Below are 22,436 nucleotides of genomic sequence, written 5' to 3'. Positions count from 1 at the left end.
GCCGGCCGGCTCCTCGGCGAGAAAAGGCGGCATGCCATCGCAAGAATTCTCGCGATCATCAGCGACTTGAAGGGGCGGCTCTATGCCACGGTCGAGCTGGCCCGGCGGCTGGAGGCCAGAGGGCATGAGGTCGTCGTCGCGGGACCGAAGAGCAACGAGACCGTGGTGACGGCGGCTGGGCTGCGCTCCGTCACGATTCCCGACTATCCTTTGGGCGGGCCGAATATCTCGCGTCCGAAGGGGAACGACGCCCGCACGCCGTTGGCCCGCCGGGCCCGGCTGCGAGCCGGCGTCGAGGCGCTCGGCGTGGGCGGGTTGCCGGAGATGCTGAGCTCAGTGCAGCCTGACCTCGTCCTGATCGATTTCGAGATGCACGCCTACATCATGACGACGGTTGCCCGGGGTTACCGGGTCGCGCTCTTCACCGGGATCTGCACTGGTCTGCCGGGATTGCGGGCGCCGCCGAACCACTGGGCCGTGGTTCCCGGCCAGGGCCTGGGCGGCAGCCGGTTGGGGGTGGCGGCGGCCTGGGCTTGCTACTGGCTGGTCAAGGCCCGGAGACGCCTCAAGAAGCGGCTGCGCTCGGGCGGCGCCGACTACCAATCGATCCTGCGGGCCCATGCGCGCGCTGTCGGCTTCGACATGGCACGCCGGACCACCTTCTGGCGTTGGCAGATTCCCTTCTCCTATCCGGATCTACCGCTGCTGCTCTTGCATGCGCGCGCCTTCGACCTGCCGACGCCAGTCTCGGCGCGGATCCGCTACATCGGTCCGGTGATCTGCCGGTCGCGGCGCGCCGCCTCGCCGCCAAGGGGCGAGATCGATCAGGCTCTCAGGGAACTCGAGACCCGGCGAAACGATCCCAGGTGCCGGATCGTCTACCTCGCCTTCGGCACCCTCAAGTCACCGCAGCCGCACTTTCTCGAGCAGATCTGGGACGTGGTACGGCGCAATCCCGATTGGCACTTTGTCTTCGCCGCCGGAACCACGCCGCAGTCGGCGCTGCCCGATCCGGCCCCCACAAACCTGCGGATCCTCGCCTGGGCGCCACAGCCGGACTTCCTTCGGCTTTCACACGCCGCTGTCATCCATGCGGGGGCGAACTCCATCGTCGAATCCGTCACGGCGGGCGTGCCGATGCTCTGCTACCCCTTCCCGGTCAACGACCAATTGGGCAACGGGGCCCGGGTCGTCTACCACGGTATCGGCACGGTCGGCGCCCTGACGGAAACGTCACAGGCTATCGAGCGGGACCTGAAGCGGATCATGGACGACCCCGCGATCCATGAGAACCTCGCGCGGATGCGACGGGCATTCCTTCGCTATGAAGAGGAGCAAACCGCCGAGCGCACCATCGAAGAGCTGCTCGCCTCATGATGGGGGCGCTCCCCACCGGGTGCGGGCCTCGGCGGGCCGACGTCGATCTCTGGCTGGCACCGATCGGCCCCTTGCGGGACGACCAGGTGCGCCTCTGTCGTTCGATCCTCTCCGCCGACGAGCGCGCCAGGGTGGACCGCTTTCGCATTCCCGCGCGGGCCGAGCAGGCGCTCGTCGGGCGCGCCCTGTTGCGCCGGGCGCTTACATACCGGCTCGGCGCTGCGCCGGAGAGCTGGGTCTTCGAGACCGGCGCCCACGACCGGCCGTGCCTCGCCGCCGGCCAAGCGTTGCCGACACTCGACTTCAACCTGGCGCACACCGCCGGCCACGTCCTCTGCGCGGTCTCGCAAGGGGCTGCTGTCGGTGTCGATGTGGAGCGCCGCTCCCGCGCCGGGGATCTGCAAAAGGTGGTGCCGCGCTTCCTGGCAGAGGCGGAAGCCCTCGCACTCGCGGGGTTGGAGCCGGCGGCCCGCGACGCCCGGCTGCTGCGACTCTGGACGTTGAAGGAAGCCTATTCGAAGGCTCTCGGTCTGGGGCTGACCATGGATTACCGGACCACGACCTTCGTGATCTCGGGCCGCGGCGAGACCGCGACCGCGACCTGCGCGGGCCTCGCCGGGTGGTACTTTCAGGTCGCGGAGGCGCCGGAGCATACCTTGGCGCTGGCGGTACAAGCGGAGGACGCGGCCGTCGGCGTCACGCGCCGCGACGGGCTGGGCCTATTGTTCGGCGCTCTGGCCCAATGACGGCGCCAGCCCGAGCATGCGTCGGGCCCGTTTCCGGAGTCTTCGGGTCATCTTGCGGACCCGCTGTCTTCCAGGCGTGATCCGCTCGATCGCAATTTCCGCGAAGCGGCGCAGGTCTTCATCTTCGGCCAGGGTGCGGCTGCGCCGGTAGGCGCGATAGGCGGCCAAGCGTCTTCCCTGGCTCTCTCGCAGGCGGCCGAGCGCGAAGTGCCCTGCGGCGTCGTTCGGGGCGAGGTTGAGCGCCACGAGCAGGCTCTCCTCGGCTTTCCGGAGCTCGCCGCGGTCGAGCTCGATTTCGCCGAGTGCGACGAAAAGCGGCCGAAGCTCGGTCCGGACCCGGGAAAGCAGTGCTGCGCCGGTCTCGTAGTTGCCCCGGCGGAGCGCCTGACGCGCCTCGACGAGCGCGTCCGTGAGTGTGCCGCCCCGCTCTTCGCCGCTGGTCTCGGGGCGGCCCAGTCGCGGCGTCGCGTTACGCGCCGACGGAGCCGGGTCAGGCGCCGCCGCAGCCATGCCGGAGACTTCAACATCGAGGATCATGGGCGCCGCGCCGCGGCTCGAGAAGCGGGCGGCGCCTTCTTCGACGAGGTCGAGCTCCAGCCGCCACGAACCGGCCTTCTTCGGCGCCTCGATCCACAGCGCGAACGTGCGGCTCTCGCCCGGCAGCCAGCGCTCCTCGATCGGGGCAGCGCCGTCCTTCCACACGCGCGGCTGTCCGTCCTGGTCGAGCCAGCGGTTGGCCAGGCGCAGACCGCTCTCTTCGGTCGGTCCCCAGACCAGGGGACCCGCGTTTCGCAGCGTGACCGAGAGCCTGCGCCGCTCGCCTAGGGCCAGGGTCGGCAATCTGTCGGCGGCCAGCCACTCGATTCGACAGCTCGCGTCGGGCAGGGGCAGGGGCGTCTCCTCCCGCGCTTCGGCCAGGCGGGCAGCAAGAAGCGCGCAGAGCGGCTGCACCTGCGGCTCGTCGAAGTAATTCCCATGCGGCCCGTGGATAAGGTCGAGACTATGCCTGTGATACCGTCGCTGCCAGCTCAACTCGGGCCGAGCGAAGTGCAGAAAAGGGTTTTCTCCGTGTTCCCTGCCAAAAAACAGTGCCACGCGGCCGTGGAAGACGTGAACCGGAACCGCGTCGATCAGCACAACCAGTGCCACGGGCTTGCCGAGGCCCTGCAGGGCCAGGGCAAGCTCCATCGCGACCCCGGCGCCCTGGCAGTTGCCGCCGAGATAGTAGGGACCTTCCGGCTGGATTCGCAGGAGATCGCGCAAATAATGCATGGCGAGTCGCCGGTTTTCGCGCTGATGATTTTCGGGTGAAAGATCTACAACCCCTTTGCCCGTTCGCAAGCCGTAGATCGGCTGATCGGGTCCCAGGTATCGCGCCATCTGCGCGACCTCATGTCCGCTGTTGCAGCACCAGAAGAGGGGTGGCAGCGAGCCCTGGCGAGAGAGCGCTCGTATCGCCCCGTTTGGCAATGCAGGTTCGCCTGGCCAGCCGGCGGTGTAGGCGAGGATCGACCGCACCTCTTCCTCGAACAGGCCCGCGAAGGGGTCGTCCTCGTCCTGGACCGGCGCCGCCGACGCGGTCGTCGTTTCGAGACTGGCAGTGGCCTCGAGCATGGCTGACTGGTCGGCGATCGTCGTGACCCTGGCGAGGGCGGATATCGGCAATTTCAGGCCGAGTTGCTCCTCGATTTCGTTGACCAGCCTGATCGAGAGCAGGGAGTGTCCGCCGAGCGCGAAGAAGTCCTCGGTAACGCCGGGTTCCCGGTCGAGCCACAGCACGGCTTGCCAGATCCGCACGAGATCACGCTCGAGCGGCGTTCGGGGACGCGCCGCCGCCTTGTGGTCGCCTTCCGGCTGCGTGGGTTTCGGCAAGGCGGCCACATCGAGCTTGCCGTTCGCCGTGCGGGGCAGCGTCTCGATCAGAATGAACCGGGACGGCACCATCCAGTCCGGCAGCATGCGCCGGGCGTGGGCCTGCAGGTCTTGCTGGCTCGGAAAGCTCTCTGGATCCGCGACGATGTAGGCCGCGAGCGTCATCTGGGCGCCGACGCCGAAGGGCACCACGGCGACCTGCTTGACCTCGGGCCGATCCGCCAGGCGGGCCTCGACCTCGCCGGGCTCAACCCGGTAACCCCTAATCTTGATCTGGTTGTCGGCCCTGCCGATGTAGTCGAGCTGGCCGTCGGGCCGGCGGCGAACCAGATCGCCGGTGCGGTAGAGACGGCGGTCCGGGTCTTGAGGGTCCGGCAGGAAACGCGCGCCGGTCTCCGCCGCCAGGCCGACATAGCCGGCCGCGACCCCGGCGCCGCCGACCAGGAGCTCGGCGGGCAGCCCGTTGGGCACCGGCCTCTGGCGCGCGTCGCGCAGCACGATCCGCGCGCCGGGAACCGGCCGGCCGATAGGAATCCGCCCGGCGGGCTCGGCGGCGTCGACCCGACAGGCCGTGCACCAGACGGTCGCCTCGGTCGGTCCGTATTCGTTGTAGAGCCGGGTGCCGGGCAGGCGGTCCGCGTGGCAGGCGGCGACGTTACGCGGGAGTTCCTCGCCGGCCGCGATCACGACCCTGAAGGACGCGAGCTGCTCGCGAGGAACGTAGGTCAGGATCGTCTCGTAGAGCGACGGCAGGCAGAGCGTATGCGTCACGCCCCGCCGGGCGATGATGCCGCCCAGCGCCGCCATGTCGGTCTCGGCGTTGTCGTGCGGCAATACCAGCGCCCCGCCGGTGCACAGTGTCCAATAGATGCCGGCGACCGAGCTGTCGAAAGAGATCGACGAGAGCAGCAGGTAGGCTTTGGGCGGCTCGTCGTAGAAGGCGAGGCGGGCGGCGGTCGAGGCGGTGAGATTGGCGTGGCTCACCATGACGCCTTTCGGAACGCCCTGGGAGCCGGAGGTGTAGATGACGTAGGCGATCCGGTCGGGGGTCACGCCCGGGAGCGGAGCGTCCTCTTCCGGTGCCGGCGGCGGCGCGTCGAGCAGGAGCGCTGGCGGAGCGCCCTCGGGCAGGTCGTTCAGGTGGGCGCGCGCGGTCAGGACAACGGCCGCTCTGCTGTCCTCGAGCATGTGCCCGAGACGCTCAGACGGATAGCGCGCGTCCATCGGGACGTAGGCGCAGCCGGCTCTCAGTGCGCCGAGCATTGCCACGAAGACCTCGGGACCGGGGTCGAGGAAAATCGCCACCCTCTTGCCGGTGCCGAGACCCCGGGCCAGCAGGCGCCGCGCCCACGCAGCGGACTGCCGTTCCAGATCCCCGTAGGTCAGAACGGTGTCGCCGCAGATCACCGCGGGCGTCTCGGGCCCGCTCCGCGCCTGCGCTAGGATCGCTTCGTGCACCGGGCCGAGTTCCGGAAGGGCCTCGATCGCCGCGTCGCCGGCTGCGGCCCGGGCAGCCTCGGCCTCGGTCATGACCGGCAGATCGAAGGGCGGGGCATCGAGCCAATCCGGCAGCGCCGAGAGGGCCGCCTCGGTCATGGAGAGCAGCAGGTCGGCGGCCGCCGCGCCGTAGGTCGCCGGATCGTGCAGCAGCTTCAAGCCGAGCGCCTCGCCGGGTTCGACCAGCAGGGCAAGGGGATAGTTGCTCTGATCGCTGATCGCGACGTCGGTGAACAGCTGGCCGCCCGGCCTTTCGGCCGCGTTTTCGGCCGGGACCTGCTCCAGGGCCACGATGGTATCGAAGAGGGGCTGGCTGGCCGGGAAGCCGCTGTATCGCTGGATGCTGGTGAGCGGCGTCGCGTCGTGCTCGCGCGCCGACAGGGAATCGCGGTGCCGCGCCTGCACCGCATCCCGCAGCGTGGCGTGGTCGCCGAGACGCAGCCGGGCCGGCAGGGTCGTCACGAAATTGCCGACGGCTTCCTCGATCCCGGTCAGTTCCGGCGGCCTCTGGGTGTAGGCTACGCCGAAGGCGACGTCGTCGAGGCCGCTCGCCCGATGGAGGACGACGGCCCAGGCGGCCGTGACCAGGGCGCTCAGGGTGACGCGAAGGGAAGACGCCAGGGTACGAAGCCGTTCTGTCGCCTCGGCCGACAGCCTGATCTCGACAGCGCCGAAGGAGTCCGGCTCTCCGGCACCGATCTCGACCGGCGCGGTCTGGAGCCGGGTCGGTGATGGGAGGCCCTCGACCACCGCGCGCCAATAGCTCTCGCTCTCCGGCCGGTCGCGCTGGGCCAGCCACTCGGCGAAAGCGCGGAACGGCAGAACGGGATCCGCTGCGCCGTTCTTCGCGACCCCGCCTCGGGCATAGCGGCGCGCCACCTCCTTGATGACGATCGCGGCCGACCAATCGTCGACCAGCGCATGGTGGCAGGTCCAGACGAAGCGGCGGCGCCCGTCGGCCCGCTGCAACAGGGCCAGCTTCATGACCGGCGCCTCGGCCAGGTCGAGGCCCTCGCGGCGGGCGGCCGCCATGTAACGGTCCAGGGCTTCCTGCTGCTCCGCCTCGCTTTCGAGATGCCGGCAGTCGAGCTCGGTCCAGGTCGCCTCGGCGTGTTCCTTGATCACCAGGACCGGATCGTCCAGGCCCTCCCAGACGAACTGGGCCCGAAGCGCGCCGTGGCGGCGAATAGTCGCGTCCCAGGCCGCCTTGAAGGCGTCGATATCCAGGTCGTCGGGCAGGAGCGCCTTGAGTTGGCCGATATAGACGCCGCTGCCCGGTTCCGCGAGGCTGTGGAACAGCATGCCCGCCTGGGCCGAGGTCAGCGGGTAGGCGTCCTCGATCCCAGCGAAGCTCTCCGGTCGGTCACCCATCGGGTCGCTTGCCGAACATGGCGGCAAGACGCGCCCGCGCTTTGTCGTCGAGCGCGAGGCGCGGCGGCGGGGCGGTTTCCGGTGTAGGCGCGCAAGGCGACTCCAGCGCGCGCGCCAGGGCGGCAATAGTCTGGTGGCTGAAAACATCGGTCGCGTTCATCGCCAGGCCCGCTTCCGTGGCGCGCGAGGCAATCCGAATCGCGGCGATCGAATCACCGCCAAGTTCGAAGAAGTTGTCCTCCACGCCGAGGCTCCCGAGCCGAAGGATCTCGCGCCAAATGCCGTGGAGCTGCCGTTCGGCCTGGTTGCGCGGCCCGATTGGCTGGGCATCGCCGGTCGCGGCGTTGATCCTCGGCAGGGCCGCGAGCGCGGCGCGATCGACCTTGCCGTTGGCGGTCAAGGGGATCGATGGGACCTGAGTGAAGGTTGCAGGGATCATCTCGCGGGGCAGGCGCTCGGCAAGGGAGCGACGGAGATCGCTCGGTCCCACCGTGTCCTTGGCCGTGAAATAGCACGCCAGCCGCGCTTCCCCGAAATCCGGCGGATCGACGGGCTCGTCGAAGCCGATCTTCTCCAGGATGGCTGCGACGCGATCCTCATCGATCTCGTCGTCCAGCTCGTCCAGGGCGGCGTCCCGGGTCTTGTGCCCCATGCGCACGTCCCAGCTGTAGGGCAGTGCGTAGTTGTGGTAGCCGCGCCGCCGCTTGTGCACGTGGATGCCGACGTCGTTGATCAGGCAGTTGGTCGAGCGGCCCGTGTCCCTGGGCCGGGACCAGGGCGCGTGCGTGTTGAGATAGGCGTAGACCGCCTCGAGCGGGACGTCGCAATAGCGGTAGAAGTCGACGAACTCGATCTCGTTGAAGATCGCGTCGTCCCGGAAAAGGTCGCCGTTCAGCAGCCGTGCGGCGGTGTCCTCCACCCGGTGGTAGGTCTTGCGCGCCTCGAGAACGAAGCGGTCGATCTCGCCGACGTCGACCGCCGGCCGGTTGAACAGCTCCGGTGCCAAGCGCGTCTCGAACAGCTGGCCGCGCGACAGGCCGGTCACGATGAGCGGGATGCCCTCGTCGCGCGCGGTCTTGAGCCCCAGTGTGTAGATCGTCTTGAAGCAGCCGTTGCAGACGTTGGCGTGCCGCTTCAGGCTGTCGACGAAGATGGCGTTCATGCCTGGCGCGGTCATAAAGCGATGCTCGATGCCCAAGGCCTCGGTGACCCGGGTGATGTTGGCCTTAGCCTCGTCCGAAAGGAAGCCGTTGTCGAGAGTGGCCGCCAGGATCCGTGGCGTCAGCTCGGCCATGCGGCAGAGCGCGTAGGTGCTGTCCTTGCCGCCGGAGAACAGCATCAGACAGTCGAAGCGGCCGGTCCTGCGCCGGCCGTTGCGCTCGACCAGCGTGCGCAACTCGTCCATGGAGCGGAAGTAGGCGGCGGCCTTCTCCTTGTAGACGGCGTAGTCGCGGCAGATGCCGCAGAGCCCCGTTTCGTCGACTTCCACCTCGGGATAATCGGCGCCCAGCCCGCACTCCCGGCAGCGCGACGGCGCTGAGGCCGCCGGCTCGATCAGATCGAGCACGCAGTCCGTGACCCCGCTATGAGCCAGCACCATCTGGCGGATCTCGGCGAGCTCGATGCGCACGCCTCGAATCTTGATCTGTTCGTCGGCGCGGCCGTGGTAGCGCACTACGCCGTCAGGCGCGACGGAGGCGAGATCGCCGGACTTGTACATCTTGCCGCCGGGCAGGAAGGGATCGGGCAGGAACCGCTTCGCCGTCTCCTCCGCCAGGTTCTGGTAGCCGTCGGCCAGACGCTCGACCCCGCCGATGTGGAGTTCGCCGATGACGTTGTCCGGTACCGGGTTTAGGCCGGCGTCGAGCACGTAGATGCCGGTCGCCTCGGCGGGCCGTCCGATCGGCACGGAGGCGCCGGTATCGGTCGCCGGGTCGAAGCGGTGGATCATGCAGCCGACCGTCGCCTCGGTCGGTCCGTACTCATTGAGAATCTCGATATGGCCGCCCAGCACGCTCCGGGCCCGGCCGGCCAGGGCTACGGTAAGGTCCTCGCCGCCCAGAACGAGCGTCCCGATGCGCTGCACCGGTTCCCCCACCTCGACCGCCAGCTGCAGATGGGCGGGGGTCAGCTTGACCACGTCCACCGCATCGTCGGCGAACACCTTAAGGACCGAGAGGTCGGGGCCATCCAGCACTTCGCGGTAGGCGCGGATACCGCCGCCGCCGACGAGCGGGGCGAAGATCGAGGTGATCGTCAGGTCGAAGCCGGTCGGGGAATGCAGCGACCAGACCTTGGGCTCGCCGTGGGCGAAGACCCCGTGCGCCCAGGCAGCATAGCGGGCGAGCGCAGCGCGCCGGATGCGCACGCCCTTGGGCACGCCGGTGGAGCCGGAGGTGAAGATGACGTAGGCGGCGGCTTCCGCTGCCGGCGCCGGCGCGCGCCAGGCCGTCGATGGCCTTCGCGGCAGGTCTTCGACCAGCAGCCTGGGGACCGCCGCCTGCCAGTGCCCGCCCAACCTTCGTTCGGTGACAACCAGCCGGAGCCCGGCCTGCTCGACGATGGCGTCGAGGCGCGCGGGCGGCTGCGTGGGATCGAGCGGAACGAAGGCGGCGCCGGCCTTCAAGGTGCCGAGCAGGGCCGCGACCAGTTCGGACGAACGCGTAACGCTGACGCCTACCAGCGATCCCGGCGTGACACCCTCTCGTGCCAGGCTCTCGGCTATGGCGCTCGACCAGGCGTCGAGATCGCCCCGCGACAGCTCGCCGTTTTCGTCGACCAAGAAGGGACGGTCCGCTTCGGACGTTACATGGGCCCGGAAAGCCTCGAGCACGTCAACGGCTGGGGCCGCCTCGGCGCAGGCGCCGACCGCCGAGGCGGTCAGCCGGGCCGAAGCCTCCGCCGCACCGGCGAGAGGCACCGCCTCGATCTGGCTGTCCGGCGAGCTGAGGAAAGCATCGAGCAGGCGGAGGAAGTGCTCGGAAAGCCGTTGCGGCCGGCAGACCTCCTGAAGCGAGGCGTTGACGTCGAGATAGAGCGTCAAGTCTCCGCTGCCCGTGAAGTCCATCACGCTCAGGCGCAGCAGATGCTTGGCATCGCCGCAACCGGGATAGAGCCATTCGACCCCCGGGAGCGCGTCGCCGAACTTCCCGAAACGCATGGGGATGTAATTCAGTACGGCATTGAAGCGGGCGTGGTCCTGGGCCGTGCTGACTCCCGGAGAGGCGTGGCGCAGCAGCTTGAATGCCTCCTCTACGACCTTGCCGTGGAGCGTCCGAAAGGTTTCGCCGTCTTCGAGCGCGGCTTCGAGAGGCAGGAGCTCTACACCGAGACCCGCGGTCCGCTTGAACTCCTTTGAAGTGCGGCCATGGGTCATGACGCCAAGCGCGAAAGCATGCTGGCCCGAAACCCGTCCGATCCAGGCCGAGAGCGTGGTCGCGAAGATGTTGAACAGCGATTGGTGCAGATTGAGTCCCTGGAAACCCTCCTCCTGGGCGAGGCTTCGGAGCCTTTCGGCGCGCTCCGTGCCGAGCGGCAGGACGAGGCGGTCTCCGGCGTGGCTGGCGCCAATCGGCGGCGCGCCGTAGAGCGACGGCGGCGGGGTTCCCGCGGCCGAGAAGGCGGCCGGTTCCTGGCTCCTGCTTCGCCTCTCGTTCTCCGCATAGGCGGTATAGGCGGGCAATGCCGTGTTGTCGGGAGGGCTGCCGTCCAACTCGGCGGCATAGGCGCGGGCTACCTCGTCGAAGATGAGAGAGCCCGAAGCAGCGTCGGTCACGAGGTGATGCTGGTTGAAGAACCAGATCCAGTGTTTGTCGGACAGCTCGATCAGCGCCGTGTCGAAGGTTTCCCGGGCCAGATTGAAGCGATGTCGGACACGCGCCTCGATCCAGTCCCGGGCTTCCGCCTCGCTTCCGACCCTGACGACGGCAAGCGCCCCCGCCGCATCCGACAGCACCCGCTGGCGGGGCGCGCCGTCGCATTCCTCGAAGACGATGCGCAAGGCCTCGCAGCGACGCACGACGCTGTCAAAGGCGCGGCGGAAGGCTTCTGCGTCGACCGGCAGCGGCAGATCGAAGCGCCAACCCATGTTGTAGTGGGGAATCAACGGCGCCAACTTCTGGCCGGCCCAGATAAGGAACTGGCTGCGCGTCAGGTTCGAACGTGCTTCCAGGCCGCCCTCCTGCGCGGCCAAAGGGCCGCTCGGCGCTTCTCTGGTGCCGGTGACCGCGTTCATGTAGCGGCTCGGCCCTCGACGTAGGTGACGATGGCGTCAAGCGTCGAGAAGTTGGTCAGCTTGACGTCCTGGGCCGGGACCTTGAAGCCGAAGCTGCTCTCCAGAAACGAAACCAGGCGCATCACGCCCAGGGAATCGACAAGCCCGCTGAGCAGTAGGTCCTCGCCGCCCTCGACCCGTTTTCCCGAGAGCAGTTGTTCTTCGATGAATCCTTGTATCGTGTTACGCAAATCAGTCCCCATTACTGTCTAGCCTTCGCCCGATAGGGCCAAGTCGGCATCCTGCCTCAAATGGTTCCGATCGATCTTCCCCGATGTTGTCCGTGGAAACTCCTCCAGGAAGCTGATCCGCTGGGGCAGGGCGTAGGACGGCAGCCTCTGCGCGGCGAACGCTGTCAATCCCTCGGCCTGCGCGGAACGATTCGGCCGCAGGCTGACCGCGGCCTGGATCAAGTGCAGACCGTCCTCGCAGGTCACGACGAAGGCCGCGGCCTCCGCCACGTCCTCGTGGGCAGCGAGGGCGGCCTCGACCTCTTCGAGTTCGACCCTGTAGCCGCGCGTCTTGACCTGATGGTCCTTCCGGCCAAGAAACGACAAGGTCCCGTCCGGTCGCTGACTGACCAGGTCTCCGGTGCGGTAGTAGACGTCGTCTACGCCACCTGGTGCCGGCCGCTTGTAGAAGCAGCGCGCGTTCAGATCCGGCCGCTCCCAGTAGCCGCGCATCATGGTCGAGGTGCGCACCAACAGCTCGCCGGTCTCCCCCGGCTCGACAGCGCGGTCCGCCTCGTCGACCACGAGGGCGTCTGCGTTCGGGCACATTGACCCGATCGGCGCCGGGCCGTCTGTCTCCCGATAGCCGGCAGGAAGATGGTAGTAGGTGCACTGGTTGACCTCGGCCGGTCCGTAGACGTTGCTGAAGCGGGCGCCAGGCAGGCGTTCCATCAGAGCGACCAGGTGTTTCGGCACGAAGGGCTCGCCGCCGAAGAGGATCCAGCGGAGCGAGCTGAGATCCCGCTCCTCCAGAGCGCCATGGAGAAGCAACTGGATCAGCAGGAAGGGGACCGAATACCAGACGGTGAGCCTTTCGCTCTCGGCCAGCTCGGCCAGGCTGGCCGGCAGTTTCTTGTGCGCCTCCGAGAAGACGACGGTCGTGGCGCCGGCCAGAGGGGCACAGAAATAGTCGAAGGTCGACATGTCGAAGTGGAGGGGCGAGGCATTGCTCAACCGGTCCTCCGGCCGCAGGTCGTAGAGTCGTGCCGCCATGCGGGCATAGCTCATGCCGCTCGCGTGACTGTGCATGATGCCCTTGGGCGTGCCGGTCGACCCGGAAGTGAAGATGATATAGGCGAGGTCGAGCTCGGAGACGGCGGTCTGGTCGAGCGGCGCGGGGGGCATGGCGAGCGCATCTTCCCAGGAAACCCACCGCTCCGCGCCGTCGAGCGGCGCGTCCAGGCCGACGACGCAGTCGAGGCCGCCGGAAAGCGCTGCGCCGGCGTCCCGCCGCTTAACCTCGTGGGTGACCGCGACCCGCGCGCCGGATTGCGACAGCACGGCGCGCGTGCGGTCCGGCGGCGCACCGGGGTCGAGCGGCACGTAGGCGGCGCCTGCCCGCATGATGGCAAAGAGCGCGATCGCGCTCTCGAGTGATTTGTTGAGATAAAGCGCCACGCGGTCGCCCCGGCGGACGCCCTGTTCCTGCAGCATGGCGGCGACCCGGGCCGAACGGTCCTCGAGCTCGGCATAGCTGAGGCCGCGGTCGAGAAAGCGGAAAGCGACCTTGTCCGGCGTTTTCTCCGCGGCGCGCGTTACGCTGAGGTGGAGGAGATCGTGTTGCATGGCTCGTCTCGGGTGACCTTCGGCGTCAGACGAAAACCCGCTCGCCGACGAACCACAGCGCGGCGCCCAGCATCAGGGGCACGGAGGCATAGCGAAGCGCGACCTTTTCGTACAGCGGGGCGCTGCGCACGAGGAAGAGCAGTGGCAGCGCCACACCCGCGATCAGCGCCATCGCGACCCAGATGCCGAGACCGAAGCCGCCGAGCGCGATCTCCGCGAAGCCGCGGTTGAGGCCCAGGTCGTCCACGAAGCCGTTCGGGCCCAGGCCCTGCAGGGCGCCGACGATCAGCGCCACGTGGACCCGGCGCAGCCGAGGCAGCGGCCGGAAGTTGTCGACCGCCAGCAGCACGATGGAGACTGCGAACAGCGCCTGCGCGGCGAGCTTCGAGGGAACTAGAAGCCCGTAGGTCGGCAGGGCAAGGGTCGCGGCGAAGGCGAGGGTGAATGCGGTAACCACGACGGCCGCGTCCGACGCCACGCTTCTGGCGGTCTCACGGGCCCGCCAGGCGGCGCCGCTGCGCAGCATGACGACCGGCAGCAGCAGCGCCAGGGCGGCGAGAATGCGTATCGGCTTCGACAGGATCCTAAAGAGCCCGTCCAGGGCGAAGCTGCGGAAGATTTCGAGGCGCGGCGGTGCAACCAGGCTGAGCTCTTGGCGCTGCGCCTCTGTGCCGAAAACAAGCGAGACCATAGACTCGTTGTCCTCCAGGTTCAGCCGCGTATTGCTGGCCTGCAGGAGCATCGGCCGATGGGCCGGATCGGGTCCGTCGTAGAGAAACCGGTACTCGACCGAGATGGCATCCGGCGGCGGGCCTAGGGAAGGGATGGCGAACTCGATACTGACCTGCCGGGCTATCGGCGAGCCAAAGTAGCGGTGCCCCGAGATCTCAACCCGGTGTGCCGCGCCGCCGGCATGGAAGGAAAGCCTTTCGGTCAGATAGCGGTAAACGTCGGGCGCTCGCGTGTCGAACTCGGCCTCGCTGACGATGCCGTCGCCGTTGGCATCCAGGCTGACAGCCTTGTTCACGTCGGCAAGCCGGATGTGGAACCGCCCGATCATCTCGACATCGTTGACGTCGACGTAGATGTAACTTTCGCCAAGTCTATGCGCCTGGACCGGAGCTGCGAGCATCGGCAGCAGGGCCAGGAACAGCATATACCCAAAAAATCTCGACAAATCGCCCCCACCCCAGATCACGACCAATACTCTCGGCGGTTTGACGCCCTACGATATGACGTCCAAGGCGGATCAAAGCAAGCTTGATCCCCGACCCCGCGGGCCGAGCGCCTGCATACCGAAGCGGACTATCGCCTCACGGGCGAGCCTGCCGCCGATCGCGGAGATGCCGGATGAACTGCGAGACCTGCGCCGCACGCAGCCGGCCCGCTGGATAATCTGGGAGGGACCTCCGCTGAGGGAGACTGTCGAGAAGCTGGAGGCTATGGGCTTGGGTAGCGTCGTCTTCGATCCCGCCGGCAACCGCCCTTCCGAAGGTGACTTTCTGTCGGTGATGCAGGCCAATGTGGCCGCTCTGCGATTGATTGGCGATCCTCCGTCGAATTGACGGCTCTAGAGAAGCCTCGGCCCGCCGAGATCTGTCATTCCCGAGCGGTACCTTCCGGCGTCGTATGGCCTTCCAACCTGAAGGTCCGCACGGCATCAGGCGCCTCGCCGGAGCCGCCCGAAACCACCAGCCTGAAGGCTTGCGCGACATTCCGACCCTGATGCTCCTGGCTCAAGGGGCTCAACAGTCTGCCGGAGGGTTCGGCGTCCCGGCTCGCTGTGCGAGACGGGTCTCGGTACGGCTTCGCCCCTTCGTCCGCTTGGCCGTCATCGATTTCCAGCCGTGATTCCAGCGGTCGCGGTTTGAGCAATGCCGCGGTGAGGGCTTCCTCGTCACGGAGCACCCGCGTTGGTGTAGCCGCCTCCCCGCCGCCCTTTTTCTTCTCCATGTCCCTTACCCCTCTCGACCGATCTCGATCGGAATCCCCAAAGAAAAGCGCTCCGAAGCCTCCGACCTGCTTTCACTTCGACAGCCCGCCGAGGGCGCCCCAACGCCGAGCGGAGCTCATATCGGCGAACGCCCCTCTCGTTTTCCTAGCAAGTTTATACTATAGTCGAAAGTAATAGTGCGTCACTCGACAGAAGAAATCGCCGACGGCTGGGAGCGGGACCAGCGAACTCGCAACGCTGCGTGAGAACTTCTGATCACGATCATGCCCTTGGCGTGCGGCCTATGCTAGCCTCGACCCTGGGCACGAGGCGCGTGCCGGCACGACGCCGGCGAGGCCTCGAACGAAGAATGGGAGAATAGGCTATGGCCAAGAAGACGAACGTGGGGACCAAGGCAGGCGCCAAGCCGGCGGCTCGCGCGGCCCGGCGCCCGGCCGCGGGCTCCAAGAGCGGCGCGGCGGGGACAAAGACGACGCGGTCAGCGGCGGCGGGCGGCGCGAAGCGGACGGCGACACCGAAGCCGAAGCAGGCGCCGGCCGCCGGCAAGACCAAGACGCCAGCGAAACCGACCGCGAGCAGGAGAAGGACAGCCGCGAAGTCTCCCGCGACGAAGTCTCCGGCGGCGAAGCGTCCGGCCGCGAAGTCTCCGGCGGCGAAGCGTCCGGCGGCGAAACGAACGGCGACGGCAGGGCGTTCGACGGCGCGGCCGAGCAAGAAGGCGGCTGCCGGCGGAACGCGTGCGACCTTCGAGAAGAGCCTCAAGGACAGCATCAGGGGGATGGCGGAAGCCGAGGCCGCGATGGTTGATCTGGTCCGCGGCACGGTTTCCAAGGCCCTCAAGTCGGCGCCCGACAACGCCGCCGCGACCGCGGCTGTGGTGCGCGAAGCGGTGTCTGACGCGACGGCCGCCGCTCAAGAGGTCGGCGCCAACGCCATGCTGACCAGCAAGGCCGTGGCCAAGGGCGCGCTTCTGGGTGTCGCCGATGCCGGCGGCAACATGGCCGAGGCGGCCTCCCACGTCAGCAATGCGGTGGTCAAGAACGTGTCGGAGATCGGCGGCGAAGCCGCCGTGGTGGCGAAACGCGCGGTCGACGGGGCCGTCGAGGCGGCCTCCGAGCTCGGCCATAGCGTCGCCGACCTCACCGAGGCCGCGTCCAGCGGCGCGGTCGAGGCGGTCTCGAGCGCCAGCGACAAGGCCTTCGAGATCGTCAACGGTCTTTTTGCCGGCGTATCGGAGAGCATCAAGGAGGCGACGACGGCTTTCGCACCGGACGGCAAGGAAAAGAGGAAATCCGATAAGAAGAAGGCGAAGAAGGCCGTCAGCAAGAAGGGCGACAAGAAGAAGCGCAAGGCGTCGGCGAAGAAATAGCCTCACAGAGAAGATCCGGGTTTGATTGATTCGCCATAGGCGATTCACCAAACCCGGTGAATCTGTTCTAACTCAATGATCCGATCTAGATCAGACCGCGGGTATGGGATCGGCGGGAGCGACCCTTTACTGGCGATTTGCTTCAATAGTCGGGTGCCAAGGGCTGCCGCAAGAGGCCGCCCGCGCCGTCATGATCGCAGCAGCTCGCCGAGACGCGCCGCAACGGCGCGGTTGCCCGAGACCTTGAGCCGACCGAGAGACAAGGCGAGGAGGGGGTTAAGGTCACCGGCGATCAGTCGGCGCAGATTGGCGGCGGATATCTTGAGCGTACAGTCGGCGGCGCCGTCGTTGCGGGAGAGAGCTGCCCTCCCGCCGAGGGCTTCGAGAAACAGCAGACCATCGGTTCCCATGTCGAGCTTCACCTTGGCGTTCAGGGGCACGACCTTGTGAAGCCGATCGCTGACCTCCTTTTCGATGTCGTCGATATTGCTCATTACGACCTATGATCCCTCGGTTGCAGCGGACGGGGCCCCTTCGATAGCGGTCCCTCGGCCCGGAGCCGGCGAAACTCCCACTCCGGAAGGCAGTTTCCAGGTCGTATCTTTGCCCTGTCGGACGAGACCTGCGCAAGACCGACGACGGGCGGTAGCGAAGCGAATTCCTGAGCCGGACATTTGCCCGGTTGGTCCTGTGGGCCCCGCTGATGTCGAGGAAACCTAGCGATCCGCCGCGCACGCCGGTGATGCGCCCGGCGCGCGATTGTCATCAGTTTGTAACACAACTTGTTTACCGCTATTGGCACATGCGCACGTTCGTGAAGGCGATGGCCAAGGCGTCAGTGAGTTTGTCTTGCATCAAAGCGCGGCCGCTCTCAACGTGGGAACGACCAACTCCGGAGCTTCCCCGTTCGGCTCTATCCGCCAGGGGCACCTAGCGACCGAGACAGGGTGCGTCCAATGGTAGCCTGCGCTCAAACTGCGGTCCGGGCATGAGACCTGGAAGCAGGCTGCGGGCTGAGAAGGGAGCGCTGGACTTACAAGGAATGCGCAGCATAAGCTAGCGCGGGGTATCCTGGTGGTTGTAACGTCGTTCGGGAACAGGGTTGGGGAACCATGCAGATCAGGGACAAGTGGGGGTCCGTCTGGGCAGCCGCGGCGTTGGCGCTGCTCACGGCCTTGCCGGCTTCAGCTCAAACCTTGGAGCGGATTGCCGAAACGGGCGTTCTGAAGATCGGTTACCGCGGGGACGCGCGTCCCTTCTCCTACGCCGACGAGACGGGTGAGCCGAACGGCTTCTCGGTCGAGCTCTGCCGCGAGATCGCGGCCGACACTAAGGCGAAGCTCGGCCTTGACAAGCTCGAGACCGAATTCGTGCAGCTCTCCACGGAAGACCGCTTCGAGGCGGTCGTCGATGGACGGGTCGACATCCTCTGCGGCGTCGCCACGATCACCCTGTCGCGCCGGGAGCGGGTGGCCTTCTCGATCCCGACGTTTCATACCGGGATAACGGCCTTGATGCGGGCTGATGCGGACGCCTTTCTTCGCGACACACTGGCCAAGCGGCAGCCGACGCAGCCCGGCCGCGCGACCCTGATGCAGGCCTTCGCAGACCGCAAGTTCGGCGCGCGTACGAAAACGACGGCCGAGGATTGGCTTCGCGGCAGTATCGACAAGCTCGCGTCGAACGCGGAACTGGTGCTGGTCGACAGCCACGACGAAGGGTACCGCAAGGTCGCCGAAGGCGAGCTCGACGCCTATTTCTCGGACCGCGCCATCCTCATGGGCTTGGTGATGGCGAGCGACAATCCCGGCGACTTTCTCATCGGCGAGCGCCTCTACACCCACGAACCCTATGGTCTCGCGCTGACCAAGGGGGACGAGGACTTCCGCCTGCTGGTCGACCGGAGCCTGAGCCGCCTCTACCGGACGCTCGAGATCGTGCCGATTTTCAGCCGCCACCTCGGGCGGCCCGGGCTCGCCGTTGTCTCGCTCTATGCGACCACGGCGCTGCCGGAATGAGTCCATTTCGAAAACGATCCGTTCCACGGCGAATTGCGTAGTCAGGTAGCCATAACTGCGTGGCGCGTCGGGACCGCGCAGGCCGGTATGGCTTGAAGAGCCAGAGGGGGAGGTAGACGACCATGAAGTTTCCAACCGCCTACACGATCCTGTTCGGCTTGATCGTCGTGGTGGCGATCGCCACCTGGATCGTTCCCGCCGGCCAGTACGACAGAGAACTGAGCGAAGCGCTCGGCAGGGAGGTCCCGATCCCGGGGACCTACCACGAGGTCGAGCCCAATCCGCAGGGCTTCTTCGATGTCGTGATCGCGCCCATCGCTGGCTTCTTCGATCCCGGTAGCTACGAGGCCAGAGCGATCGACGTCGCGCTCTTCGTGCTGATCATCGGCGGGTTCCTCGGCGTGGTGACCAAGACCGGCGCCATCGACGCGGGAATCGGCCGGGCGATGACAGCGCTGCAGGGGCGCGAGAAGTGGATGATACCCATTCTCATGGCCCTCTTCGCCGCCGGCGGCACGATCTACGGCATGGCCGAGGAGTCCCTCGCCTTCTACACCCTGATCATCCCCGTAATGATCGCCGCGCGCTACGACGCCGTGACCGGCGTGGCCATCATCATGCTGGGCGCAGGGGTCGGAACGCTCGGCTCGACGATCAATCCCTTCGCCACGGTGATCGCCGCGAACGCCGCCGGCGTCCCCTTCACCGACGGTATCATCCTGCGCTTCATCATCCTGGTCGTCTGCTGGCTCGCCTGCGTGATCTACGTCATGCGCTACGCCGAGAAGGTCCGGGCCAATCCCGAACTCTCGCTCGTCGCCGATCGTCGCGAGTCCAACGAGGAGCATTTCCTCAAGGGACGCAGCGAGACAGACGAGATCGAGTTCACGCCGACGCGACGGATCGTACTCGTGATCTTCACGCTCAGCTTCGCCGTCATGATCTGGGGCGTCTCGGCCGGCGGCTGGTGGATGGCCGAGATGTCGGCCCTGTTCCTCGTCGCCGCGATCCTGGTCGGAATCATCGCCCGGATGGGCGAGGAGGCGTTCTGCGACACCTTCGTCGATGGCGCCCGCGATCTCCTGGGCGTCGCCCTGGTGATCGGGCTCGCGCGCGGCATCGTGGTCGTCATGGACGCCGGCAACATGACCGACACCATCCTGTTCTGGGCCGAAGGCGCCGTCACCGGGCTTTCCGCCACAGGTTTCATCAACACCATGTTCGGCCTGCAGGCGGTGCTCTCGTTCTTCGTGCCCTCGTCGTCGGGCCTCGCGGTCCTGACCATGCCGATCATGGCGCCCCTGGCCGACTTTGCCGACGTGCAGCGCGATCTCGTGGTGACCGCCTTCCAGTCGGCCAGCGGCCTGGTGAATCTGATCAATCCGACCTTCGCCGTGGTGATGGGCGGGCTGGCGCTGGGCCGGGTTCCCTACGAGCGCTGGCTGCGCTTCATGTGGCCCCTGATGATAGTGCTGACCGTGATCATCGTGGTCGCGCTCAGCGCGGCGACACTGATCTGACAGGGAGCGGCGTCCGGTCGGGCGGAGAAGGCGAATGGCCGTAGAGGCGCAGGCGGGCGGCGAAGCCCTGATCACCAGGAAGCTGGGCTTCTGGATGTGCTCGGCCCTGGTGGTCGGCAACATGATCGGGTCGGGCATCTTTCTCCTGCCGGCCGCGCTCGCCGCCTACGGTCCGATTTCGATCGGCGGCTGGCTGATTACCTCGGCGGGGGCGATCGTCCTGGCGCTGATCTTCGGACGGCTGGCCCGATTGGTGACCAAGACCGGCGGGCCCTATACCTATTCGCGCGAAGGCTTCGGCGACTTCGCCGGCTTCCTGATCGCCTGGGGCTACTGGATCGCGCTCTGGTCGGGTAACGCGGCGGTTGCTGTCGCCTTCTCAGGTTACCTCGGCTTCCTCTTTCCGGTCATCGCCGAGAACAAGCTCGCGGGGCTGGCCACGGCGCTGGGCGCGATCTGGCTGCTGACCTGGGTGAACGCCCGCGGCGTGCGCGAGGCCGGCACGGTCCAACTCGTGACCACGGTGCTGAAGGTGGTCCCGCTTCTGCTGGTCGCGCTGATCGGCCTGGCCTACCTCGATCCTGGCAACTTCACACCGCTGAACGCCAGCGAGATGAGCAACGGCGCCGCCCTGGCGGCCTGTGCCGCGCTCACGCTGTGGGCCTTCATCGGCCTGGAATCGGCGACCGTACCTTCGGGCGACGTCGATCAGCCGGAACGCACGATCCCGCGCGCGACCATTTTCGGCACCAGCCTGGCGGCCGTGGTCTACATCCTCGTGACAATCGTCGCCTTTGGACTGGTGCCGCTGACGGTGCTGCAGAGCTCGAGCGCGCCCCTGGCCGACGTGGCCGGAACCATGTGGGGCGCGGCCGGGGCGACCTTCGTCGCGCTCGCCGCCTGCGTCTCGACATTCGGAACGCTCAACGGCTTCACCATGCTGTCCGGGCAGGTGCCCATGGGCGCGGCCCGCGACGGCCTCTTTCCGCGATCCTTCGCCCGCCTCTCCAAGGCGCAGACGCCGGTCTTCGCGCTGGTCGTCTCGAACACGCTCGCGAGCATCCTGATCGCCATGAACTTCACCAAGGGTCTCGTCGACCAGTTCGTCTTCATCATCCTGCTGGCGACCTTGACGACCCTGGTGCCCTACCTGTTCTGCGCCCTGGCGGAGTTCATGATCTTCGTCACCACCGGCCGGACCATGGCCGGCCGCGGCATCGGCGCGGTGGTCGCTCTGGCGGTGCTCGGCTTCGCCTATTCCGCCTGGGCGATCTACGGCGCCGGCCAGGAGGTCGTGTTCTACGGCTTTCTTCTGTTGATCGCCGGGGTCCCGGTATACGCCTGGCTGAAGTGGCGCCTTCGGGCCCCGGCTGGCCGGGCATAACTCAAGAAGGGAGGATTTCAATGTCGAGTTTGGGTGTCCATTCGGAGATAGGAAAGCTGAAGCGGGTGATCGTCGCCCGGCCGTCGCTGGCGCACGAGCGCCTGACGCCGGGCAACTGTCACGACCTCCTGTTCGACGACGTGATCTGGGTGCAGCAGGCGCGCATCGACCACGATGCCTTCCGGATCAAGATGAAGGACCGCGGGGTCAAGGTCTACGACCTGCAAGACCTGCTCGCCGAGACCTTCGAAAACGACGGCGAGGCCCGCGCCTTCGTGCTCGACCGGCGGATCACGCCCAACTACGTCGGCCCGATCCTGGCCAAGGAGATGCGCCCCTGGCTGGAGGAGCTTCCGGCGGAGGACCTGGCGCGCCACCTGCTCGGCGGGATCATCGTTTCGGATTTACCGGCGGAGATGGTCACGCCCATCATGAGGAGCGCACTGGCCGGCAGCGACTTCCTGGTCCGGCCCATCCCCAACGCGCTGTTCCAGCGCGATCCCTCGTGCTGGATCTACAACGGGGTCACCTGCAACCCGATGTTCTGGCCGGCGCGCAAGCCGGAGACGCTCTACCAGCGCACGGTCTACAAGTTCCACCCCATGTTCAAGGACGAGGACTTCAAGATCTGGTGGGGCGACAGCGACGAGGACTTCGGCCACGCCAGCGTAGAGGGCGGCGACGTCATGCCGATCGGCAAGGGCGTGGTGCTTATCGGCATGGGCGAGCGCACGACCCGTCAGGCCGTGGCGCAGGTAGCGGACAGCCTGTTCGCCCAGGGCGGCGCCGAGCGCGTCATCGCCTGCGCCATGCCGAAGAGCCGCGCGGCGATGCACCTGGATACGGTGTTCTCCTGCCTCGACCACGACAAGGTCACCGCCTTCCGAGAGGTGGTCGACCAGATCGAGTGCTATTCCCTGCGCCCCGGCGACAAGGGCGTCGAGCTCCACAAGGAGGAGAAGCACCTCTTCGAGGTCTACAAGGAGGCCTTGGGCCTGAAGGACCTGCTCGTCATCGGCACGGGCGGCAATGAGTTCCAGCAGGAGCGCGAGCAGTGGGACGACGGCAACAACGTCGTCGCGCTCGAGCCTGGGGTCGTCGTGGGCTATGCCCGCAACACTCACACCAACACCCTTTTGCGCAAGGCCGGGGTCGAGGTCATCACCATCAGCGGCCAGGAACTGGGCCGCGGCCGCGGCGGCGGTCACTGCATGACCTGCCCGATCGAGCGCGAACCCGCCTACTGACGTGAACCACTT

General features: G+C 67.2%; 16 protein-coding genes. 8 read left to right on the top strand and 8 right to left on the bottom strand.

Going from position 1 to position 22,436, the window contains the following annotated elements; all coding sequences use genetic code 11:
- The first annotated feature begins 66 nt into the window (after positions 1–66).
- Both QNJ67_12555 and QNJ67_12550 read left to right on the top strand, forming a co-directional pair.
- A complete protein-coding gene (locus QNJ67_12555) occupies positions 67–1,377 on the top strand; it encodes a glycosyltransferase (protein MDJ0609800.1) in 1,311 nt (436 codons plus the stop codon).
- The gene (locus tag QNJ67_12550; GenBank protein ID MDJ0609799.1) at positions 1,374–2,123 is read left to right on the top strand and encodes a 4'-phosphopantetheinyl transferase superfamily protein; all 750 of its coding nucleotides are present in this window, start codon (positions 1,374–1,376) and stop codon (positions 2,121–2,123) included. Before QNJ67_12555 ends, QNJ67_12550 begins: the two co-directional genes overlap by 4 nt.
- On the opposite strand, the gene QNJ67_12545 is transcribed toward QNJ67_12550, so the two are convergent.
- From QNJ67_12545 to QNJ67_12525, 5 genes are read right to left on the bottom strand one after another with little or no spacing between them, the layout of a single operon-like run.
- Positions 2,097–6,863 carry an amino acid adenylation domain-containing protein gene (locus QNJ67_12545; GenBank protein ID MDJ0609798.1) on the bottom strand — a complete coding sequence of 1,589 codons (4,767 nt, stop codon included), beginning with the start codon at positions 6,861–6,863 and terminating at the stop codon, positions 2,097–2,099. The two genes, QNJ67_12550 and QNJ67_12545, sit on opposite strands and share 27 nt — an antisense overlap.
- Positions 6,856–11,097: an amino acid adenylation domain-containing protein gene (locus QNJ67_12540; protein ID MDJ0609797.1), complete on the bottom strand. Its 4,242-nt coding sequence runs from the start codon at positions 11,095–11,097 to the stop codon at positions 6,856–6,858. The genes QNJ67_12545 and QNJ67_12540 overlap by 8 nt, the downstream gene beginning before the upstream one ends.
- Positions 11,094–11,327 carry an acyl carrier protein gene (locus QNJ67_12535; GenBank protein ID MDJ0609796.1) on the bottom strand — a complete coding sequence of 78 codons (234 nt, stop codon included), beginning with the start codon at positions 11,325–11,327 and terminating at the stop codon, positions 11,094–11,096. The genes QNJ67_12540 and QNJ67_12535 overlap by 4 nt, the downstream gene beginning before the upstream one ends.
- An 18-nt stretch (positions 11,328–11,345) precedes the next feature.
- Positions 11,346–12,932, bottom strand: a complete 1,587-nt coding sequence (locus QNJ67_12530; protein ID MDJ0609795.1) for an amino acid adenylation domain-containing protein — start codon at positions 12,930–12,932, stop codon at positions 11,346–11,348.
- Between the two features lie 25 nt (positions 12,933–12,957).
- Positions 12,958–14,088 carry a HupE/UreJ family protein gene (locus tag QNJ67_12525; GenBank protein ID MDJ0609794.1) on the bottom strand — a complete coding sequence of 377 codons (1,131 nt, stop codon included), beginning with the start codon at positions 14,086–14,088 and terminating at the stop codon, positions 12,958–12,960.
- A gap of 187 nt (positions 14,089–14,275) precedes the next feature.
- Here QNJ67_12525 and QNJ67_12520 point away from each other — a divergent pair, with 187 nt between their 5' ends.
- A complete protein-coding gene (locus QNJ67_12520; protein MDJ0609793.1) occupies positions 14,276–14,497 on the top strand; it encodes a hypothetical protein in 222 nt (73 codons plus the stop codon).
- A gap of 34 nt (positions 14,498–14,531) precedes the next feature.
- Here the strand turns inward: QNJ67_12520 and QNJ67_12515 are convergent, their stop codons facing one another.
- Together QNJ67_12515 and QNJ67_12510 are read right to left on the bottom strand one after the other, a co-directional pair.
- Positions 14,532–14,885: a hypothetical protein gene (locus tag QNJ67_12515; protein ID MDJ0609792.1), complete on the bottom strand. Its 354-nt coding sequence runs from the start codon at positions 14,883–14,885 to the stop codon at positions 14,532–14,534.
- A 262-nt stretch (positions 14,886–15,147) separates the two neighbouring features.
- The gene (locus QNJ67_12510; GenBank protein ID MDJ0609791.1) at positions 15,148–15,648 is read right to left on the bottom strand and encodes a hypothetical protein; all 501 of its coding nucleotides are present in this window, start codon (positions 15,646–15,648) and stop codon (positions 15,148–15,150) included.
- A 16-nt stretch (positions 15,649–15,664) separates the two neighbouring features.
- Here QNJ67_12510 and QNJ67_12505 point away from each other — a divergent pair, with 16 nt between their 5' ends.
- Entirely contained in the window at positions 15,665–16,255 is a 591-nt protein-coding gene (locus QNJ67_12505) for a hypothetical protein (GenBank protein MDJ0609790.1), read from the top strand.
- Between the two features lie 188 nt (positions 16,256–16,443).
- Here the strand turns inward: QNJ67_12505 and QNJ67_12500 are convergent, their stop codons facing one another.
- On the bottom strand, positions 16,444–16,749 hold the full coding sequence (locus tag QNJ67_12500; protein MDJ0609789.1) for an SCP2 sterol-binding domain-containing protein: 306 nt from the start codon (positions 16,747–16,749) through the stop codon (positions 16,444–16,446).
- Positions 16,750–17,367: 618 nt separating this feature from the next.
- Here QNJ67_12500 and QNJ67_12495 point away from each other — a divergent pair.
- The 4 genes from QNJ67_12495 (at position 17,368) to QNJ67_12480 (ending at position 22,424) form a co-directional block, all read left to right on the top strand.
- Positions 17,368–18,273, top strand: coding sequence for an amino acid ABC transporter substrate-binding protein (locus QNJ67_12495; GenBank protein ID MDJ0609788.1), 906 nt, complete (start codon positions 17,368–17,370; stop codon positions 18,271–18,273).
- A 122-nt stretch (positions 18,274–18,395) separates the two neighbouring features.
- A complete protein-coding gene (locus tag QNJ67_12490) occupies positions 18,396–19,793 on the top strand; it encodes a YfcC family protein (protein ID MDJ0609787.1) in 1,398 nt (465 codons plus the stop codon).
- A 34-nt stretch (positions 19,794–19,827) separates the two neighbouring features.
- On the top strand, positions 19,828–21,177 hold the full coding sequence (locus QNJ67_12485) for an amino acid permease (GenBank protein ID MDJ0609786.1): 1,350 nt from the start codon (positions 19,828–19,830) through the stop codon (positions 21,175–21,177).
- A 20-nt stretch (positions 21,178–21,197) separates the two neighbouring features.
- Complete coding sequence (locus tag QNJ67_12480; protein ID MDJ0609785.1) at positions 21,198–22,424, top strand: arginine deiminase; 1,227 nt, start codon at positions 21,198–21,200, stop codon at positions 22,422–22,424.
- Positions 22,425–22,436 lie beyond the last annotated feature (12 nt).

The sequence above is a fragment of the Kiloniellales bacterium genome, from assembly GCA_030064845.1.
In the GTDB taxonomy this organism is placed as follows: Bacteria; Pseudomonadota; Alphaproteobacteria; order Kiloniellales; family JAKSDN01; genus JASJEC01.
The sequence above is the reverse complement of the archived record's forward strand: the minus strand, read 5'-3'. Positions and strand labels throughout refer to the sequence as shown.